Origin of the sequence: Microterricola gilva, from assembly GCF_004217495.1 — a bacterium.
In the GTDB taxonomy this organism is placed as follows: Bacteria; Actinomycetota; Actinomycetes; order Actinomycetales; family Microbacteriaceae; genus Microterricola; species Microterricola gilva.
The window spans coordinates 435,491-455,941 of the sequence record NZ_SHLC01000001.1 but is presented as its reverse complement, the minus strand read 5'-3'; the positions used below and the strand labels follow the sequence as shown (position 1 = coordinate 455,941).

General features: G+C 67.9%; 10 protein-coding genes. 5 read left to right on the top strand and 5 right to left on the bottom strand.

The annotated features are described in order from the left end of the window. Nucleotides 1-12 precede the first annotated feature (12 nt). From EV379_RS01950 to rpoB, 5 genes are all read right to left on the bottom strand, one after another. Nucleotides 13-978, bottom strand: a complete 966-nt coding sequence (locus tag EV379_RS01950) for an AAA family ATPase (RefSeq protein ID WP_130504673.1) — start codon at nt 976-978, stop codon at nt 13-15. An 87-nt stretch (nt 979-1,065) separates the two neighbouring features. After that, nucleotides 1,066-7,107 (bottom strand): Ig-like domain-containing protein, encoded by a 6,042-nt coding sequence (locus EV379_RS01945; protein ID WP_130504672.1) that lies wholly within the window; start codon nt 7,105-7,107, stop codon nt 1,066-1,068. 43 nt (nt 7,108-7,150) lie between these two features. Beyond that, nucleotides 7,151-8,299 (bottom strand): serine/threonine-protein kinase, encoded by a 1,149-nt coding sequence (locus EV379_RS01940; protein WP_130504671.1) that lies wholly within the window; start codon nt 8,297-8,299, stop codon nt 7,151-7,153. 210 nt (nt 8,300-8,509) lie between these two features. After that, on the bottom strand, nt 8,510-12,403 hold the full coding sequence (rpoC, locus tag EV379_RS01935; RefSeq protein ID WP_130504670.1) for a DNA-directed RNA polymerase subunit beta': 3,894 nt from the start codon (nt 12,401-12,403) through the stop codon (nt 8,510-8,512). 44 nt (nt 12,404-12,447) lie between these two features. Next, nucleotides 12,448-15,936 (bottom strand): DNA-directed RNA polymerase subunit beta, encoded by a 3,489-nt coding sequence (gene rpoB, locus EV379_RS01930; RefSeq protein WP_130504669.1) that lies wholly within the window; start codon nt 15,934-15,936, stop codon nt 12,448-12,450. A 281-nt stretch (nt 15,937-16,217) separates the two neighbouring features. On the opposite strand from rpoB, the gene EV379_RS01925 reads away from it, so the two are divergent. The 5 genes from EV379_RS01925 (at nt 16,218) to EV379_RS01905 (ending at nt 20,392) form a co-directional block, all read left to right on the top strand. Continuing rightward, nucleotides 16,218-17,093, top strand: a complete 876-nt coding sequence (locus EV379_RS01925; protein WP_130504668.1) for a spermidine synthase — start codon at nt 16,218-16,220, stop codon at nt 17,091-17,093. A gap of 56 nt (nt 17,094-17,149) precedes the next feature. Then, a complete protein-coding gene (locus EV379_RS01920; RefSeq protein WP_130504667.1) occupies nt 17,150-18,448 on the top strand; it encodes a PQQ-dependent sugar dehydrogenase in 1,299 nt (432 codons plus the stop codon). A 21-nt stretch (nt 18,449-18,469) separates the two neighbouring features. Then, nucleotides 18,470-19,129 carry a tetratricopeptide repeat protein gene (locus EV379_RS01915; RefSeq protein ID WP_242616192.1) on the top strand — a complete coding sequence of 220 codons (660 nt, stop codon included), beginning with the start codon at nt 18,470-18,472 and terminating at the stop codon, nt 19,127-19,129. Nucleotides 19,130-19,197: 68 nt separating this feature from the next. Then, complete coding sequence (locus EV379_RS01910; RefSeq protein WP_130504666.1) at nt 19,198-19,692, top strand: SprT-like domain-containing protein; 495 nt, start codon at nt 19,198-19,200, stop codon at nt 19,690-19,692. A gap of 61 nt (nt 19,693-19,753) precedes the next feature. Then, nucleotides 19,754-20,392, top strand: coding sequence for a CGNR zinc finger domain-containing protein (locus EV379_RS01905; protein ID WP_242616191.1), 639 nt, complete (start codon nt 19,754-19,756; stop codon nt 20,390-20,392). The last annotated feature ends 59 nt before the right edge of the window (nt 20,393-20,451 follow it).

Sequence of the window (20,451 nt, the reverse complement as noted above, 5' to 3'; positions counted from 1 at the left end):
CCTGCTTCACGCCTATGCCAACTCGCTGCGGAGCGGCGGAACGATGTCGAGCAGGATCTGGCCGATCACGGCGTTGGCCGTGACGCCGTCGAACTCGGCCTCCGGGTCGACGACGACGCGGTGCGCGAGGATGTGCTCGGCGAGCATCTTGACGTCATCCGGGATCACATAGGAGCGCTCGTGCGCGGCCGCCCAGGTCTTGGCGGCCTTGGTCAGGGCCCGCGCACCGCGCACACTGACACCCATGCGCAGCTGGTTCGTGGTGCGGCTGGCTTCGACGATGCGGGCGATGTAGTCGAGAACGAGCGGGTTCACGAACACACCACGCGCGAGGTCGCTCATGCCGACGAGTGCCTGCGGCGTGATGACCGGGTTCACCGTCACCTGCGCCGAGCTGGTGCCCTCGAGGATGCGGATCGTCGAGGCGAGATCCGGGTAGCCGAGGGAGGTCTTCATCATGAAGCGGTCGAGCTGTGCCTCTGGCAGGCGGTAGGTGCCGGCCTGCTCGATGGGGTTCTGCGTCGCGATCACGAGGAACGGCGACCCGGTGCTGCGGGTGATGCCGTCGACCGTGACCTTCCCCTCCTCCATCGCCTCGAGCAGCGCCGACTGCGTCTTCGGGCTCGCGCGGTTGATCTCGTCTGCGAGCACGATGTTGGCGAAGATCGGGCCGGAGTGGAACTCGAACTCGCCGCGCTTCTGGTCGTACACGGTGATGCCGGTGACGTCACCCGGCAGCAGGTCTGGTGTGAACTGGATGCGCGAGTTCGTGCCGTGCACCGTCTGGCCCATTGCCCGCGCGAGCGAGGTCTTGCCCGTGCCCGGGAAGTCCTCGAGCAGCAGGTGGCCCTCGCTGATCATCGCGGTGAAGGCGAGCTCGATGACGTGACGCTTGCCGAGCACGACCGTCTCGACGTTCTCCACCATCGAGCGGAACGTCGCGGCGAACCAGGCTGTCTGTTCTGGACTGATTGTCATCGTGTTGTCGCCTTCTGAGGGGTTGGTGCTGTCTGAGCTGTCGGTCGTGCGTTGTGGTCGTGATCCGTGGTGCGGATGCCGCAGGCGTCAGCCACAGCTGAACTCGCCTTTCAGCGTTCCGCCGAATGGCGCAAAGCCCTGTGCTTGCTGCGCTCCCCACGCGAGCGTCCACGCGATCTTGCGGACAGCGGTCGCGCTGCTGGGCAGGATGCGGTCGGCCGGCGCCGGCAGCCACTGGTCGGGGGTCGCGGGGACGGCGGGGATCGCCGGGCTGCCTGGGGTGGGGTTGCCATCGGCATCCTCTCCCGCCGGCACTTCTGGCACCGCCGGGTTGCCGGGCACGAAGTACTCGTAGCCGTCGGCGGTGACCGTTGGCGCGGCACTGGCCGTTCCCCGCCCGCTGATGGCGAAGGCGAGGAGAGTGCCCGGCGTGCAGGACGAGAGCGACACCGGGTCGAGCGTCATCTGCCATGCCTTGTTCGGGTCGGCGGCTGGCACGGCAGCCGCCGGGCTGCAGCGCTCCGGGTTGCCGACAACGCAGTACCTGACCGTGATGCCGGGGTCGGCTCCCCAGACGTCGCTCGGGTAGCCGCTCAACACGGCCTCGTAGCCCCGCGCCGGCCGCTCGGCGCTCGTCGGTTCGTCGATCCTGTAGTCGCCGTTCGATCCGCTGACGGTGTAGCTGTACCCGGTGGGCGCGGACGGCTGGTTCCACGTGTATGCGGCACCCAATGACTGCTGCGCGTACCCGAAACCGTTGGAGAAGCAGACGTCAACGGTGTAGTTCGTGAACGGCGACAGGCCGGTGATCGTGCTGCTGGACGAGACGACGCTCCCATGGCCGGTGGCGCGGAGGTTGCCGCCATCCCCATCGACCCGGCACACCGCGGCTGCAGGCGCCGGCGTTGCGATGTAGAGCATCGTCTGCCCCCGGTCGCTGTAGTTGCTCGCGCCGCTGGCGGCCGGCACCGTGATGGAACTCTCCGTCGCACTCAGCCCACCGCTGACGCTGAGACCCGGCTGGCCGGCCACGCGCACGCCCACCGCGTCCAGCTTGTCATTCGGGCCTGTTCCGCTCGGCCGTTCGAAGCGGCTGAGCGGCTGGATCGTCACCGTGTTCGGGCCGACGGGCAGCACGAGGGTGAGTTTCGTGGCGCCGCTGCCCGCGGAGGACGCCGGGAACTCGCGGTCGCCGACGAGGTAGGAGCGCGTCGACGGATCGGTGTTCTGGATCGTGACCTCGGCGACGCCCTGGGTGAGCGTCGTCTGGGCGGAGTCGTAGACGGGTTCGGCAGAGACGGACCCCATTCCGGGAACCTGATACGCCCAGGCCGTGACGCTGACCGCGCCCTGCGAGCGACCGGTCGCGTTGACCGCACGCGCCTCGTAGAGCGACTGTTCGCCGTTCTTCACGCCGGTGATGGGTGGGCAGACGCCACTCGCGTTGCAGCTGACCACGTCGGTGCCGCCGCGGGTGATGACGAAACCCTGCAGGGCCGGGTGCGCGGTGGTCGCTCCGCCAGGGGCCACGGCCAGTGTGAGCGTGCCGTCGCCGTAGGCCACCTGGGTCACGGCATCCGGAGGCCTCGGCAGGCCCTGCAGGTCGAGAGTCACGGAGCCGTTGCGCTCTGCGGCGCTGCGCTTGCCCTGCGCGTCTTCGACGACGAAGCTGGCCTGGCAGATGCCGCCTGGCGCGTCGGACGACCAGCTCGCGCGCACCTGAGAGCTGCCCTCGCCGGCGAAGCTCACACCGGCGCAGCTGTTGACTGCGCTCACCGAGACCAGCTTGAGCGGGGTGTTCGCGAAAGCGTTCGCCTCGCCCGGGGCGCCGATCACGTCGATGACGCAACTGCTGCCCGCCGTCTGGCTGCACTCCTGGGCGACGGTTCCGCCCTTCGGCAGCGCACTCGGTGCGGGGCCGACGCGCAGCGAGAGCACGGCGGGCGGGGTCTCTGGGTGGCTGCTGAGGCGCACAGTCACCGGGTTCTCCCGGCCGGGAACGGCGGCGTCGAGCGCCGTGACCGTGAGGCGGGCGCCATCCTGTGTCACCGTGAACTGATCGGCTGCCTGTTCGATGGCGAAGACGAGCGAGGCGGGGTCGGCCTTGCCCTGCCACTGCACCATCTGCTTCAGGTCGTAGCTGACGGCGCTCGAGCCAGGGCTCGCGGTGATCGAGGCCGGACGCAGCTCCGGCTGCGGGTCCTTCGGCGTGACCTCGATCGGCACGACGAGGTGGGTGTAGTCATCGCCGCCGGCCAGGCGCACCGGTACGACGCAGGAGTCTGTCCACGGCTGGCCCTCGCCCGCCTCGTAGCCGATCCGGGTTCCGCTGCCCGCCTGGCAGCTGCCGCCAGGGCGTTGACCGGATGCCGCGACCTCGCCGCGCCCGATCTCGAGCGTCTCGCCGGCCGGGATGGCCACAAGTGGCGCCATGTCGAAGGTGAGTGATTCGCCCTCCTTGACCTTCTGCGGGGCGAGGTCCGGCTTGAGCGAGAGGATCACGTCCCGCACGGGCGGGATGCGCAGGAAGCCGTAGCTGGTGACCTCGACGCCGGCGAAGTTGGTGCCGGTCAGGGCGAACGGCAGCAGCAGGCCGGCATCCGGTGCCTCGCCTCTCAGCTTCCACCCTGATGCGCGCACGCCGTGCGGATCGCCCCAGATGCTGAGGGTGAGGTCGTTGACGTCGCCGGCCGTCCACGACACCTTGCCGGTGACGACGTCGATGCCGGATTCGAAGGTCGCGCGCTCGTCGAGGGTGACGATGGTGTCGGCGATGACGGGGTGGTCGGGGATCGATGCGCGCAGGACGGTCATCACGATGAGGCCGACCCCGACGTCGCCGCGGCTGTTCTCGACGGTGTAGGTGAACGCCATCGTGCCTGGCTCCGTCCCCGCCTTGAGCACGACGTCGTTCCCGCCGTCGCCGTTCACCGAGAGGATGTGGGTGGCGAGCTCCGCATGCTCCTCCGTGCCCTGCACCGCATCGGGCAGCACCGCGGTCAGGCTGAGCTCGCCGCCCGTCGGGTCGACGTCGTTGGCGGCCGGGTGCAGCACGACCTGACGGTCGGCACCGGCCTGCACCTGCACGTAGTCGCTGAAGGTGATCGGGCTCGGGTCGGACTGCTCGTCGAGCACGCCGATGCGCACCGTCGCGGTACCCGTGTCGCCCTGCGCGTCGCGCACGCGGTAGTCGAATTGGACCGGGCCACGGAAGCCCTTGACGCTGCTGTAGACGATGGCGTCGCCTGCGGCCGAGATCGAGGCCGTTCCGCTGCTGGGCTGGCCGAGCACGCGGTCGAGCGACACCTCGTCGCCATCCGGGTCGATGCCGAAGCTGTCGAAGGGGATGCGAACGGTCTCGCCGGAGAGCACGCGCCCGGTCAGCATGCGCGGCAGCGGCTTCTGGTTCTCGCCCTCCGGGGTCACGGTCACGGTGACGGCGGCGGTGTCACTGAGCTCAGGGGCGCCGGCGATCGAGATCGAGTAGCGCAGCTCGTAGTCGCCAGGCGTGCTCGGCGCCAGGTAGCGCAGAGTCGTTCCAGCGGCGAACGCCAGACCTTCGCCGGACTGGTTGACGATCGAGTCGGGATTCAGCGTGATCCGGTTGCCGTCCGGTGCCAGGTCGTTGGCGAGAACCGGAATGTCGATCTGCGTTCCCGCACGCACACGGATGCTGTCGCCGACGGCGATCGGCGGTTGCGGTGTCGGCGCAGGGAGCAGGTAGACGCTGGCCTCGCCCTCTGTCTGGAATCGCGGATCGCCCGTGCCGTCCGAGACCGTGTACGCGACGACACCGAGCAGGCCGGGCTGCTCATCGGCCGTCGTCCCGCGCATGCGCAGGAGCTTCTGGCCGACGACGCTCACCTCGAGGGCCGCTCCGGGTTCCGGGCGCGGCAACGGGTCGCTCACGAGCAACACCCGGCCGGACGGGTTCGACACCGCCGTGAACACGTCGACGCTGGCATCGGCCTTGGGTCGCACGAACACCGTCACGGGTGCGGTGCTGAGGCTGACGGCATCCCGGGCGAGCACGGTGACCCGCACGAAGGAGGCCACCTCGCCGACGGCGTCAGCCACCGAGTAGCGCACGATGTAGTCGCCGGGGTTCGTCGCGCTGAAATCGAGGGTCGATGCGCCGCTGTTCACGCTGACGGCCACACCCTGCGCGGTGGGCGGTGCGGTCGCCGAGACGATCCGGTAGCTGCCGGAGACGCCGTCGAGGTAGGAGCTCGGGTCGATGGTGAGCGACTCACCGACGGCCGTCGTGAGGGCGAATGGGGTCGCGACGAGGCGCGGCGACGGCGTGACGAGCAGCGTGAGCGTCTTCTCGGCCGTTGCGCCCCTGGTGTCGGAGACGGTGACGAGGATCGACACGCTGAGGGGCTCCGCGAGCGCCGGGTTCGGATGCCGGTACACGACCTCGCCTGCCTGCGTCGTGCCGACGCTGCCGACACCGCTCTGGTTGATCGCGGAGGAGACGAACAACGGGTCGCCGTCCGGGTCGACCCAGCCGGGGAGTACAGGCACGCTCACGGTCCCGCCCGGGGCCAGCTCCGGGGTCGGCCAGGCGGCGAGGCAGCGTTCCGTTCCGCACCAGACGGGTGCCTCGTTGCTGAGCTCGTCGCGCACGGTGAGCGTGACGGTCGTGGGTTCCGAATTCAGGCCGTCTGCCCTGGTTCCGTCGGTGACGGCATAGCTGAAGCTCGCACTGCCCTGCGCATCGGCGGGAACCCGCACCGCGATGCTCTGCGACTGCTCTGTGAGGCTCACGGTTCCGAACTCGGCGGGCAGCCCGCTGATGGAGCCGGGCAGCACGGTGAGCACGTCGGCGTTCGGGTCGTGGTCGTTCAACAGCACCGGCAGCATGACGAGAGCGCCCGCCCGTACTCCGAGGTTGTCCGGCTCCGCGATGGGCGGCTTCGGGTCGAGAACCTCGGCCGTCTGCTCCTCCTCTGCGCTGCTCTGCTCCTGCTCGGCCGAGAGCACACCCCAGTCCTGCGAGCTCGGCACGAGGGCGCCGTCCGGCAGCGTCCACACCCAGCCGCTCTGGGTGTCATTCAGGATCAGCCTGGCTCCGTTGCTCTGGAACACCGGTTGCGCGTCGTCGCTCAGCGTCTGCGCGCCGAAGTCGAGCGGGAGTTCACCGCCATCGCTCGTCCACAGCGTGCCGTCGGAGGTACCGCTCGGCAGCCAGGCCGCGTAGCTCTGTCCGCGGAACACGGTGGGCTTGGCGGGTACGCCGAGCCGCGGCGATGCCGTGCCGTCCGGCTCCCCGAGAATCCGATCGACCGCGCCGTCGGCCATGCCGACGCTCAGCAGGCCGCGATCGTCGGCGATGAAGAGCTGGCGGCCGGTGCTGCTCGGCTGCTGCAGCACGAAGAGCTCCGACACGAGCGGATCGATGGGCGCGTCGCGTCCACGCAGCCAGAGCGCGTCCCCCTCCTCTGAGGCCAGGGCCCAGCCGTCGCCGACGAGGCTGAGCTGCGGGGAGCCCTCAGTCGGCCCGTCGGCAACGGGGTCGACGCCGGCGACGGCGGCATCCGCGATCGAATAGCGGAGAACACTCTGGTCGGCCGCCGAGTAGCTGACGAGGGTGCCGTTGTCGCTGATTGCGATGGCGTCGGAGCGGTAGAAACGGCGTTCCTGCCCCGGCTCGACCTCGTCGGCGGCGTAGGGGTCGACGGCGAGCGGCACGGCCGCGGCCCCATCGCTCAACTTGGCGACGTAGACGCTGCCCGTGCTCGTGCGGTAGGCGATGGTGTCGCGCGAGCTGACGACCTGCACCGTGCCGGCCGGGGTGTGGCCGAACTCCGAGCTCGTGGCGTCGAGGTCGATGGGGCGAACCGCGTCGATGTCGACGAGTTGCTCGTTGTTCTGCGCGAGCAGCAGGGTGTGCTCGGCGTTTTGGGCCAGGGCGCTCGGATTGCGCACCGTCTTGATGGTGTCGAGTTCGCCGAGGTCGGTGTTCACGCGGGCGTAGCGGTTGCCATCGCCGCTCTGCAGGGCCCAGATCGAGGCGTCGTTCACCGGGGTCTGCTTCACGTCGAACCCCGCCGCGACCACGGCCGCGCCAACGAGCACGGCGCCGATCACACCGACGGCGATGCCCTGGAACACGCCTTTGGGCATCCGGCGACGCCCGGCGCGGCTCACTGGCGCGCTCCGAGCTGCATCAGATCAGCCCCAGCATGGCCATGACGCCGACACTCAGGCCCACGCCGACGACGGCCGCCGCCCCCAGCTTGAGCCAGAGGTGTGCGCCGGCCGTGCCGTTCTGCGTGCTGCCGTCATCGCTCGGCTGCGCCGTCACGGAGCGGGGTCTGGCCGCCCTGGCACGCGCCCTCGCGCGAGCGCGGGCACGCGAATCGTCGACGAGAACGGAGGCGACGACGGGTTCGCGCACGACCGTGTTGGCGAAGTCGATCGGGGCGCCGGCCGATGCCCACTCGTCGACGGCCACCTCGAGCGCTGTCGGGGTGAGCCCGATCTCCGCCTGGATCGCGCGCAGCATCTCGGCGCACTCCAGCAGGCTCGCCGGGCGCTTGCGCGGATCGGCGCTCATCATGCGTGAGAGTGCCGTTTCGAGGCTGGCCGGAACGTCTGCGCGGTTGATCGGGGTGTACTTGGCGCGCCGGATCCGTTGGCGCAACTGCTCCGTCGTCACCTTGCCGCCGTCGGCCGGCTCGAACGGGGTGCGCCCGGCCAGGAGCGAGTACAGCGTCGCGCCGAAGCCCCACACCTCGCTGGCGACGGTTCCGGTCGTGCGCTCCTCGATCACCTCCGGTGCGCTCCACGGCACGCTCATGGCGAAGAGTTCGGCGGAGCTCGAGTGTGAGAGTGAGCTGGCGATGCCGAAGTCGCTCAACACGGCCGCCCCGTATGCCGTCGCGAGAATATTCGACGGCTTGATGTCGCGGTGCAGCACACCCGCGCGGTGGGCGGTCTCCAGCGCGCTGGCGATGCGCACGCCGACGTCGAGCGCATCGGTCGTGGCGAATGGGGTGCGACGGAAGCGGCCGGCCGGGCCGCTCGGGCAGTACTCCATGACGAGGTACGGCCGGCCGTCGGCGGAGATGCTGGCGGAGTAGACGGTGAGGATCGACGGGTGCGAGCTGAGTCTGGCCATCACGTCGGCCTCGGCGTTGAACATGCGCAACACTTCGGCGTCGACGACGCTCTGCAGGAGCACCTTCACGGCGACGGATCGGCGGGGCAGGTTCTGCTCGAACAGGAACACGTCGGCGAAGCCGCCCGCACCGAGCGGGCGCACATAGTTGTAGCCGGAGAGCACAGGGGGAGTCGAAGGCAGCCGACTGGCCATTGCAGCGTCCCCTTCCCTCGCGGCCGTCGGCCGTGACATATGCCCCTCTAGCCTAAATTACCCTCGGCCCGATCGCGGACTCCCCCAACACCCGGAAACCCCCGGCGTCTTCTCGCCGAACTCCCGGGCATGCAGAAAGGCTCCGGACACCGCGTGACGCGGCATCCGGAGCCTTTCTGGTGACGTTCTACAACGCCCGGCTGCTACAAACTAGCTGTAGTTGCCAGGGGTGAAGTCGTCGGAGCTGAAGCTGTCGAAGTCGACAAAGCTCAGGTCACCCTCGTTGAACGTGGCATCGTCGGTGAAGATGCGGTTCGGGTAACGCTCGGCCTTGGCCTCCTCCGTCGCCTCGACGGTGACGTCGCGGTACCGCGGCAGACCCGTTCCGGCGGGGATGAGCTTACCGATGATGACGTTCTCCTTGAGGCCGACCAGCGGGTCGCTCTTGCCTTCCATGGCCGCCTGCGTCAGAACGCGGGTGGTCTCCTGGAAGGAAGCGGCCGACAGCCACGACTCGGTCGCCAGCGAAGCCTTGGTGATACCCATGACTTCCTGACGGGCCGAAGCCGTCTTCTTGCCCTCGGTGAGCGCAGCACGGTTGAGCTCGTTGTACTTCATCCGGTCGACGAGCTCGCCAGGCAGGAGCTCGGTGTCGCCGTGGTCGACGACGGTGACCTTGCGCAGCATCTGGCGAACGATGACCTCGATGTGCTTGTCGTGGATCGGAACACCCTGCGAGCGGTAGACGCCCTGGACGCCGCCGACGAGGTGCTTCTGCACCTCGCGGACACCCTTGACGCGAAGAACTTCCTTCGGGTCGAGCGTGCCGACGATGACCTGCTGACCGAGCTCGACGTGCTGGCCATCCTCAACGAGAAGCGTGGAACGCTTCAGGACGTTGTAGATGATCGGCTCGTCGCCCGAGTCGGGGGTGAGGATCACGCGACGGTTGCGGTCGGTGTCTTCGATCGTGATGCGGCCGGGGGCCTCGACGATCGGCGATGCACCCTTGGGGGTACGGGCCTCGAAGAGCTCCTGCACGCGGGGCAGACCCTGCGTGATGTCATCGGCGGATGCCGAACCACCGGTGTGGAAGGTACGCATCGTGAGCTGCGTTCCTGGCTCACCGATCGACTGGGCCGCGATGATGCCGACGGCCTCTCCGATGTCGACGAGCTTGCCGGTTGCCAGCGAACGGCCGTAGCACTTCGCGCAGACACCGACGGCCGACTCACAGGTGAGGACGGAGCGCACCTTGATGCTGCCGACGCCCTTCTCGATGAGCTGGTCGATGAGCACGTCACCGACGTCCTCACCGGCCTCGGCGACGACCTCACCTGCGGCGTTGACCGCTGCTGCGGCCAGGCTGCGGGCGTAGACCGCGTTCTCGACGTTGGAGTCGCGAACCAGAACACCGTCGACCTCGGCCGCGATGGGCAGCTCGAGGCCCTTGCCGGTGCCACAGTCGTCCTCACGGATGATGACGTCCTGCGACACGTCGACCAGACGACGCGTGAGGTAACCCGAGTCTGCGGTACGCAGAGCCGTGTCGGCCAGACCCTTACGAGCACCGTGAGTAGCAATGAAGTACTCGGCGACGGACAGGCCTTCGCGGTAGCTCGAGATGATCGGGCGAGGGATGATCTCACCCTTCGGGTTGTTCACCAGACCACGCATACCGGCGATGTTGCGCACCTGCAGCCAGTTACCACGAGCACCAGAGGTCACCATGCGGTTGATGGTGTTGTCCTCGGGGAAGTTCGCCCGCATGGCCTCGGCGACGTCCTCGGTCGCCTTGGTCCAGATCTTGATGAGTTCCTGACGACGCTCGAGGTCGGTGGTCAGACCCTTGTCGAACTGGCCCTGGACCTTGGCGGCCTGCTTCTCGTAGCCGGCAACGATCTCGCGCTTGTTCGGCGGCGTGAGGATGTCGCTGAGCGCGACGGTCACACCGGAACGGGTTGCCCAGCGGAAACCGGCGTCCTTGATGTTGTCAAGGGCGGCGGCAACTTCCACCTTCGGGTACCGCTCGGCGAGGTCGTTGACGATCTCCGAGATGGTGCCCTTGTCGGCCACCTTCTCGAAGTACGGGTAGTTGGCGGGAAGCGCCTCGTTGAAGAGGGCGCGACCGAGGCTGGTCGAAACCAGAACCGTGCCGACTGCCTTGCCGTCAACCAGCTCGACGCCATCGGGCTGCGTGCCCTCTGCGAAGTGCTGGTCGGTGAGACGGATGCGAACCTTGGCGTTCAGGTCGAGCGACTTCTGGTCGAAGGCGAGGATCGCCTCGGAGACAGAGGAGAACGCGCGGCCCTCACCCACGACACCATCCTTGACGGTGGTGAGGTGGTGCAGACCGATGATCATGTCCTGGGTGGGCAGGGTCACCGGGCGGCCGTCGGACGGCTTCAGGATGTTGTTCGAGGCGAGCATCAGGATGCGGGCCTCGGCCTGGGCCTCGACCGACAGCGGCAGGTGAACAGCCATCTGGTCACCATCGAAGTCGGCGTTGAACGCGGCACACACGAGCGGGTGCAGCTGAATGGCCTTACCCTCGACGAGCTGAGGCTCGAAGGCCTGGATGCCCAGGCGGTGCAGGGTTGGTGCGCGGTTCAGCAGAACGGGGCGCTCGCGGATGATCTCCTCGAGCACGTCCCACACCTGCGGGCGTGAACGCTCGACCATGCGCTTGGCAGCCTTGATGTTCTGAGCGTGGCTCAGGTCGATCAGGCGCTTGATCACGAACGGCTTGAAGAGCTCCAGGGCCATCTGCTTGGGCAGACCACACTGGTGCAGCTTCAGCTGCGGGCCGACGATGATGACCGAACGGCCGGAGTAGTCAACGCGCTTTCCGAGCAGGTTCTGACGGAAACGACCCTGCTTACCCTTGAGCATGTCGCTCAGGGACTTGAGGGCGCGGTTGCCGGTACCGGTGACCGGGCGGCCACGACGACCGTTGTCGAACAGCGCGTCAACGGCCTCCTGCAACATGCGCTTCTCGTTGTTCACGATGATCTCGGGGGCACCGAGGTCAAGCAGACGACGCAGACGGTTGTTGCGGTTGATCACACGACGGTAGAGGTCGTTGAGGTCGGAGGTCGCGAAGCGGCCACCGTCGAGCTGCACCATCGGGCGCAGCTCCGGCGGGATCACGGGAACCACGTCGAGCACCATCGCGGCCGGCGAGTTGCCGGTTGCGAGGAAGGAGCTGACAACGCGCAGACGCTTGATGGCGCGGATCTTCTTCTGACCCTTGCCCTCGGTGATCTGCAGGTGCAGGTTCTCGGCCTCGGCGGCCAGGTCGAAGGCCTCAAGACGCTTCTTGATGGCCTCGGCGCCCATGTAGGCCTCGAAGTACATGCCGAAGCGGTCCTGCAGCTCGTGGAAGACGGCATCCTCAGGCTTGAGGTCGCCGACCTTCAAGTTGCGGAAGTCTTCCCAGACGCGCTCGAGGTGGGCGATCTGCTCGTCGGCCGCCTTGCGGGTCTGAGTCATCTCCTTCTCGGCTGCGTCCTTGGTGCGCTTCTTCTGGTCGCTCTTGGCGCCTTCCGCCTCGAGGGCGGCGAGGTCTTCCTCGAGCTTGGCCAGGCGAGCCGCAATGCGGGAGTCGCGACCGTCGCCGAGCGTCTTGATCTCGAGACGGAGCTCGTTCTCAAGGCCGGGCATGTCCTGGTGGCGGCCGTCCTCGTCCACGTCGATCACCATGTAGGCGGCGAAGTAGATGACCTTCTCCAGGTCCTTCGGAGCCATGTCGAGCAGGTAGCCCAGACGGCTCGGAACGCCCTTGAAGTACCAGATGTGCGTGACGGGGGCGGCGAGCTCAATGTGGCCCATGCGCTCGCGGCGCACAGACGACTTGGTGACCTCTACGCCACAGCGCTCACAGACGATGCCCTTGAAGCGGACACGCTTGTACTTGCCGCAGGAGCACTCCCAGTCACGGCTCGGGCCGAAGATCTGCTCACCGAACAGACCGTCCTTCTCGGGCTTGAGGGTGCGGTAGTTGATGGTTTCGGGCTTCTTGACCTCACCGTGCGACCAACGACGGATGTCGTCAGCGGTGGCCAGGCCAATACGAAGCTCGTCAAAGGTGGTTGCGTCGAGCAATTTCTCTCCTTGGAAAGTTTCTGAAGTCTTCACTGAGGCCGGGCTTAGATCTCGTCAACAGACGAGGACTCAAACCGGGCGGAGATGTTGATGCCGAGCTCTTCCGCAGCGCGGAACACCTCGTCATCCGTGTCGCGCAGGCTCACCGCGGTGCCGTCGGCCGAGAGCACCTCGACGTTCAGGCAGAGCGACTGCATCTCCTTGATCAGAACCTTGAAGGACTCGGGGATGCCGGGCTCCTGGATGTTCTCGCCCTTGACGATGGCCTCGTAGACCTTGACGCGGCCGAGGATGTCATCCGACTTGATCGTGAGGAGCTCCTGCAGTGCGTAGGCGGCGCCATAGGCCTCGAGGGCCCACACCTCCATCTCACCGAATCGCTGTCCACCGAACTGCGCCTTACCACCGAGCGGCTGCTGGGTGATCATCGAGTACGGGCCGGTCGAACGAGCGTGGATCTTGTCGTCGACGAGGTGGTGCAGCTTCAGGATGTACATGTAACCGACCGAAACCGGGTGCGGGTACGGCTCGCCGGAGCGACCATCGAAGAGCTGGGCCTTGCCGGTGCGGTCGATCAGACGGTCGCCGTCGCGGGTGAGCGTCGTGGAGTCGAGAAGACCCTCGATCTCTTCCTCGGACGCGCCGTCGAACACGGGGGTCGCAACCTTGGTGCCAGGGGCAGCCTCGTGAGCCTGCTTGGGCAGCTTCTTGGCCCAGGCGGGGCTTCCCTCAACCTTCCAGCCCTGCTTGGCGATCCACCCGAGGTGGGTCTCCAGGACCTGGCCGAAGTTCATTCGACCCGGGATACCGAGCGGGTTCAGGATGACGTCGACGGGGGTGCCGTCGGCGAGGAATGGCATGTCCTCGACCGGGAGGATCTTGGAGATGACACCCTTGTTGCCGTGACGACCGGCGAGCTTGTCACCCTCGGTGATCTTGCGCTTCTGGGCGATGTAGACGACAACGCGCTGGTTGACGCCAGAGCCGAGCTCGTCGTCCTGCTCCGAGTCGAACACCTTGACACCGATGATGGTGCCCTGCTCGCCGTGGGGAACCTTGAGGCTCGTGTCACGGACTTCGCGGCTCTTCTCGTTGAAGATCGCGCGCAGCAGGCGCTCCTCGGCGGACAGCTCGGTCTCGCCCTTCGGCGTGACCTTGCCGACGAGGATGTCGCCGGGGCGAACCTCGGCACCGATGCGGATGATGCCACGCTCGTCGAGGTCGGCCAGCAGCTCCGGGCTCACGTTCGGAAGGTCACGCGTGATCTCTTCCTTGCCGAGCTTGGTGTCGCGGGCGTCGACGTCGTACTCCTCGATGTGAATCGAGCTGAGCACGTCATCCTTCACCAGGTTCTGGCTCAGGATGATGGCGTCCTCGAAGTTGTGACCCTCCCACGGCATGAACGCGACGAGCAGGTTCTTACCGAGAGCAAGCTCACCGTTGTCGGTCGCCGGGCCATCAGCGATGACCTCGCCGGCCTCGATGCGGTCACCCGCGGAGACGATGACGCGGTTGTTGTAGCTGGTGCCCTGGTTGGAGCGGTCGAACTTGCGCAGGAAGTAGCTCTGCGTTCCACCCTCGTCGAGCTGGATGGTGACGGCGTCGGCCGAGACCTCGGCAACGACACCGGACTTCTCGGCGGTGACGACGTCGCCGGCGTCGATGGCCGCGAAGCCCTCCATGCCGGTTCCGACGAGCGGCGAGTCGCTGCGGAGCAGCGGGACAGCCTGACGCTGCATGTTGGCACCCATGAGGGCGCGGTTCGCGTCATCGTGCTCGAGGAACGGGATGAGCGAGGTTGCCACCGACACCATCTGGCGCGGCGAGACATCCATGTAGCCGATCTCGTCGTGAGCGAAGAGGTCGACCTCTCCACCCTTCTTACGAGCGAGGACGCGGTCCTCGGCGAAGCGGCCGTCTGCCTTCAGCGGCGCGTTGGCCTGGGCGACGATGTAGTCGTCCTCTTCCATCGCGGTGAGGTAGTCGATCTGCTTGGTCACGACACCGTCGACGACCTTGCGGTACGGCGTCTCGATGAAGCCGAAGGAGTTGATGCGCGCGAACGATGCGAGCGAACCGATCAGACCGATGTTCGGGCCTTCAGGCGTCTCAATCGGGCACATGCGGCCGTAGTGGGACGGGTGAACGTCTCGCACCTCGACGCCGGCGCGGTCACGGGAGAGACCACCCGGGCCAAGGGCCGACAGGCGGCGCTTGTGGGTCAGACCCGCGAGCGGGTTGTTCTGGTCCATGAACTGCGACAGCTGCGACGTTCCGAAGAACTCCTTGATCGCGGCGACGACGGGGCGCACGTTGATCAGGGTCTGCGGCGTGATCGCCTCGATGTCCTGCGTGGTCATGCGCTCGCGGACGACGCGCTCCATGCGGGAGAGACCGGTGCGAACCTGGTTCTGGATGAGCTCGCCGACGGCGCGGATGCGACGGTTGCCGAAGTTGTCGATGTCGTCGGTGTCGAGACGCAGGTCAACAGCCTTGCCCTGACGGGTGCCACGCATGGTGGTCTGGCCGTCGTGCAGCGACACGAGGTACTTGATCGTCGCGATGATGTCCTGGACGGTCAGCACCGAGTCGGTCAGCGGGGCTTCGAGGCCGAGCTTGTTGTTGATCTTGTAACGACCCACCTTGGCGAGGTCGTAGCGCTTCGGGTTGAAGTAGAAGTTGTCGAGCAGCGCACGCGCGGCCTCAGCGGCAACCTGCTCGCCCGGGCGGAGCTTGCGGTAGATGTCCTTGAGCGCCTCTTCCTTGGTGAGGATGGCGTCCTTCTCAAGGGTGAGCTCGATGGACGCGAAGCCCTTGAACTCCTCCATGATCTCTTCGGAGGTGAGTCCGAGAGCCTTGAGGAACACGGTGACAGACTGCTTGCGCTTGCGGTCGATGCGAACGCCGACCTGGTCGCGCTTGTCGATCTCGAACTCGAGCCATGCACCACGGCTGGGGATCACGCGGGCAGAGAAGATGTCCTTGTCGGAGGTCTTCTCCTGCTGACGCTCAAAGTACACACCGGGCGAACGAACGAGCTGCGAAACGACGACGCGCTCCGAGCCGTTGATCACGAAGGTGCCCTTGGGGGTCATCAACGGGAAGTCACCCATGAACACGGTCTGAGTCTTGATCTCGCCGGTGAGGTGGTTCATGAACTCGGCGTTCACGTAGAGGGGCGCAGAGTAGGTCTTGCCCTTCTGCTTGCACTCGTCGATCGTGTACTTCTCAGGCTCGAGCTCCGGGTTGGTGAAGCTGAGCTGCATCGTTTCGCCGAGGTCCTCGATGGGCGAGATCTCCTCGAAGATCTCGTCGAGGCCGGTGTGCTCCGGCAGGTCTGTCCGGCCGGCGGCCTTCGCCTCTGCAAGACGCGCCTTCCAGGCGTCGTTACCGACGAGCCAGTCAAAGCTCTCGGTCTGCAGAGCCAGAAGGTCCGGGACCGTCAGGGTGTCAGTGATCTTTGCGAACGAGAGACGCGATGCGGCGCGACCGTTCTTGGGTGAGTTGGTGGTTGCGTTGCGCGCAGCAGCCAAGGAAATAACCTCCGTGGACCCCGTCGGGTCGTAACGATCAGTAAGGAGAACTCCGCAGACGCTATGTGCGTGGCGCCTGAATGAAATCAGGAGACACAAGGCCGACCGCAATATGAAGGCATAGTTATGTCTGGGAGCGCAAAGAACAAGCATACGGCTTTTGACGCGCCGTGTCCAGCCAAATCTTGACCTGATTTCGATTCTCCGGTATAACGGCGCGTCGCGCTCCGATCGGCATCGTTCGCGGGCCCTCATGCGCGGCCGCTCGTTACGCTGGACACATGAGTTCACGGCGCGGCAACGACGACATCCCGAGCGTCACGCTCGCCCTCAGCGGGCACAAGGCGGAGATCACCCCGGACAGCTACGTCGAGGGCGCGTACCAGCTCGTCGTCGACGGCACACCGCAGTCGCACGTGAACATGGACGACCCGAGCGAGCTGTTCTTCGAGTACATCCAGCGCATGGGCCACGTGATCGACCTGATCGGCGATCCGGGCGAACCGATCACGGCGGTGCACCTCGGCGCCGGCGCGCTCACCCTCCCCCGCTACGTCGAGGCGACCAGGCCGGGCTCCCGCCAGCAGGTCGTCGAGATCGAGAGCGACCTCGTCGACCTCGTGCGCTCGGCTCTGCCGTGGTCGAAGCGGGCGCAGATCCGGGTGCGCCACGGCGACGCCCGCGAGGTGCTCGGCAAGCTGCCACCTGGGCTGCACGGCACCGTCGACCTCGTCGTCATCGACATCTTCTCCGGCGCGCGCACCCCGGCCCACGTGACCAGCCGCGAGTTCTACGCGCTCGCCGCTCCCCTGCTCTCCCCGCGCGGCGTCATGGTCGTCAACGTCGCCGACGGTCCGGGTTCCGCCTTCGCCAAGTCGCAGGCCGCGACGCTGCGCTCCGTGCTGCCGAACGTCATCGCGATGGCGGAGGCACAGGTTCTGAAGGGCCGCCGCTTCGGCAACTTCGTGTTCGTGGCAGCGCCGAACCCGATCGACACCGACTGGCTGCCCCGGCTGCTCGCCGGCGGGCCGCACCCGGCCAAGGTCATCGACGGGGCGGAGCTCGACGCCTTCGCGAACGCCGGCACCGTCGTGACGGATGCCACGGCAACCGCCTCGCCGCTGCCGGAGCGCACGATCTTCCAGCTGAAGCGCTAGCTGGATTCGGCGCGCGCGAGCGCGCAGACTGGAGAGAACCGACGGCGGGAGGACCGGTGCACGGCAGAGGACGGCAGGGACTCGTTGCGGCGCTGGGCGCGCTGGTGCTGTCCGTGGCCGCGCTGACCGGATGCACGGCGACCGTGCCGGAGCGCGCGCCGAGCCCGGCGCCGTCGAGCCCCGCTCCGCGGCCGACGGCGAGCGCGCCGGCATCCGCCCAGCCCGTGCTCGTCCCTGTGCAGCCGAGCGGGGAACCGGGGGCCGTGGCGGGTGGCCTCGATGCGCCGTGGTCGATCCTGCGGATGACGGCAGCCGGCGTCGGCGCGGCGGGCGACGCCGCGTCCGGGGCGGAGCCTGCCGTCACGACGGCTGACGGCACCGTGATCCCCGACGGAACGACCCTGCTGAGCGAGCGCGACACCGGCGACATCCTGGAGCTGCTCGGCGACGGCAGCACCCGCGTCGTCGGAACCGTCGACGGCGTCGCCCACGGTGGAGAGGGCGGCCTGCTCGGGCTCGCAGCACGCTCGGTCGGCGCGGCGCTGGCGCCCGGCGCCGGTGCTGGCACGGCCACGCAGCCGCCTGCGGCATCCGGCACCTGGGTCTACGCCTACTTCACGAGCGACTCGGACAACCGCATCGTGCGGATGCCGCTGCAGGGGGCGGCAGGCGCGCTGGCGCTCGGGGCGGCAGAGCCGGTGGCGAGCGGGATCCCGCGCGCGAGCAACCATGACGGCGGGCGCATCGCCTTCGGTCCGGACGGCATGCTCTACGCGACGGCCGGTGACGCGGGCGACAGCGCCAACGCGCAGAACGTCGACAGCCTCGGCGGCAAGATCCTGCGCATGACGCCGAGCGGGACGGTGCCGGACGGCAACCCATTCGGCACGCTGGTCTGGAGCATCGGCCACCGCAACCCACAGGGCATCGGATGGGACTCGCGCGGGCGGCTCTGGGCGAGCGAGTTCGGCCAGAACACGTGGGACGAGCTCAACCTCATCACCCCCGGCGCCAACTACGGCTGGCCGGTCGTCGAGGGCGCAGCGGGCGACCCGAGCTTCGTCGACCCCGTGCTGCAGTGGTCGACCAGCGACGCCAGCCCGAGCGGCCTGGCCGTCATCAGCGACACCGTCTTCATCGCCGCGCTCCGCGGCGAGCGCATCTGGCGCTGGGTTCCGGATGCCGGCCAGGCGCCGACCGCGCTGTTCACCGGGGAGTTCGGGCGCATCCGCGACGTGGCGGCCGGGCCAGACGGAACGCTGTGGTTCCTCAGCAACAACACGGACGGGCGGGGCGACCCGGCCGTTGGCGACGACCGGCTCTGGCAGGTCGCGCTCGTGCCGGCCGGCGGCTGAGGCGCAGACGCGGCTCCCGCGATGGGCGTGGCGGCCCCCGTCCGTGGGCCCTCACCGGGTTATCGTGGAGAGGAACACCCCGCCACGCGAGAGCATCGCGACGCACGTCTGGATAATCCACTGAGCATCATTCTTGGCTACGACCCCGTCACACTGCGCGAGAAGGTCGACACGGCAGCCGCCGCAGACCGGCTCGCCGAGATCGCCGAGCTGCGCAGCCTCAGCGCGCTGGCCGAACGCACCTCGCTGCTGCGCCTGCTCGGGCGCCTCGACGAGGCATTCGACGTCGCGAACGAGGCACTGCGCCTCACCCGCTTCACCGGCCAGCGCAAGGATCTCGCCGCCGCCAGGCTGCGCCGCGCGCAGGTGCTGCAGTTCCAGGGCAAGCTGGCCGAGGCGGAGGCCGAGATGACAGCAGTCGCCGAGGATGCCGCGACGCACGAGTGGACCCGGATCGAGGCCTTCGCCCGCCAGCACCGCGGCAAGGTGCACTTCGACGGCGGCGACCTGCCAGCAGCACTCGCCGACTTCAAGGCCGCGGTCTTCCTCCGTGAGAAGCACGGCGCCCCCGCCGACCAGATGGAGACGTCGCTCACCTCCGTGCTCGTCGTCGAGTCCCTGATCGCGGAGTCCATGTCGGCCACCGTTCCGCTCATCGGCCGCGTCGAACGCAGCGCCTGAGCACCCTGCCGCAACGCACCGGGCGGCGGGCATTCCGTCACGTCGGTGCTCGGCAGTATTCTCATGCCATGGCAGATCTCGAACGGGTGAGGCACTGGGCGAACGCGCTCATCGCCCTGCACCTCAACCCTGCCATCTGGACCTTCGGCTTCGACAATGCCAAGAAGCGCGCCGGCCTCTGCAATTTCACCGCCAAGCGCATCACGGTCTCCCGCTATCTCGCCGCCCGCTACGACGACGACGAGATCCACCAGATCCTGTTGCACGAGGTCGCGCACGCGCTGGCCGGCTCCAGGGCCGGCCACGGTCCGCGCTGGGCGGCGATCGCCCGCGATCTCGGCTACGAGGGCGAACGCACCCACCACGGCGAGATCGCCGACGAGCTCGCCCCCTGGCTCGGCCTCTGCCCCGCCGGCCACACGCACTACCGCTACCGCAAGCCGGTGCGCCAGCTCTCCTGCGGCGTCTGTGGCCGCGGATTCTCGATGGCCAACCTCATCGTCTGGGAGCACCGCGTGATCACCCCGGCCGCCAGGCGCCTGGCGGCGGCGCGCAGCAGCTGAGGCGGTCGGCCCTTCACCCGCCCCGTCCGGCGAGCCCCCGGTAACCCGATACCGTAGTTACATGGCAGTTGCGAGTGTTGTGATCCCCACGGGTCAGTGGTTGGCCCCGGATGACGGCACACGCTGGTGGTTCGATTCCGGCTCGGCCGCGCTCGATTTCGCGTACACCGGCAGCATCGTCGCCGAGCAGGCAGACGGCGGTCCGCGCGACGATTCCGGTGCGGGCGTCGAGCTGCTGCACAGCCTCGACAACCTCATCGCCTGGCTGGCCGAGCGCTTCGGTTCCGTGCAGGGCGCGCCCAGGCCGGGCGACCTCGACGATGCGCGGGGCCTCCGTGACTCGATCGCGCGCCTGGCGGTCGCCTCCTCCCTCGGCGAGGAGCTCGCGGCATCCGACATCGACATCGTCAACCTCTTCGCCGCGACCCCCGACGTTCCGCCAGCCCTGTCCGGCGGAACGCGCCAGGCCGGGCACGCCAGCGTGCGAACGCAGCAGGCGCTCTCCACCCTCGCCCGCGAGGCCGTGCGCCTGTTCGGGCCGGAGGCGGGCGGGCGGATCCGCAGCTGCTCGGCCGAGGACTGCTCGCTGATCTATCTCGACACCTCGCGTGCCGGCAGCCGGCGGTGGTGCTCGATGCAGCGCTGCGGCAACCGCGCCAAGGTGCGCAAGCACCGCGCCAAGGCCGCCAGCGCGGCGTAGGCCGCGCCGCGCTCCGCCGCGACATCACGATTGCCGAACAGTGCAATGTCACACATCAG

Bases quoted from the DNA above. Each gene is read 5' to 3' on its own strand.
- EV379_RS01905 (WP_242616191.1), top strand. From the start codon at position 19,754: ATGGCAGTTGCGAGTGTTGTGATCCCCACGGGTCAGTGGTTGGCCCCG.
- EV379_RS01945 (WP_130504672.1), bottom strand. From the start codon at position 7,107: ATGCCCAAAGGCGTGTTCCAGGGCATCGCCGTCGGTGTGATCGGCGCC.
- EV379_RS01950 (WP_130504673.1), bottom strand. From the start codon at position 978: ATGACAATCAGTCCAGAACAGACAGCCTGGTTCGCCGCGACGTTCCGC.
- EV379_RS01910 (WP_130504666.1), top strand. From the start codon at position 19,198: ATGGCAGATCTCGAACGGGTGAGGCACTGGGCGAACGCGCTCATCGCC.
- EV379_RS01925 (WP_130504668.1), top strand. From the start codon at position 16,218: ATGAGTTCACGGCGCGGCAACGACGACATCCCGAGCGTCACGCTCGCC.
- EV379_RS01940 (WP_130504671.1), bottom strand. From the start codon at position 8,299: ATGGCCAGTCGGCTGCCTTCGACTCCCCCTGTGCTCTCCGGCTACAAC.
- EV379_RS01915 (WP_242616192.1), top strand. From the start codon at position 18,470: ATGGGCGTGGCGGCCCCCGTCCGTGGGCCCTCACCGGGTTATCGTGGA.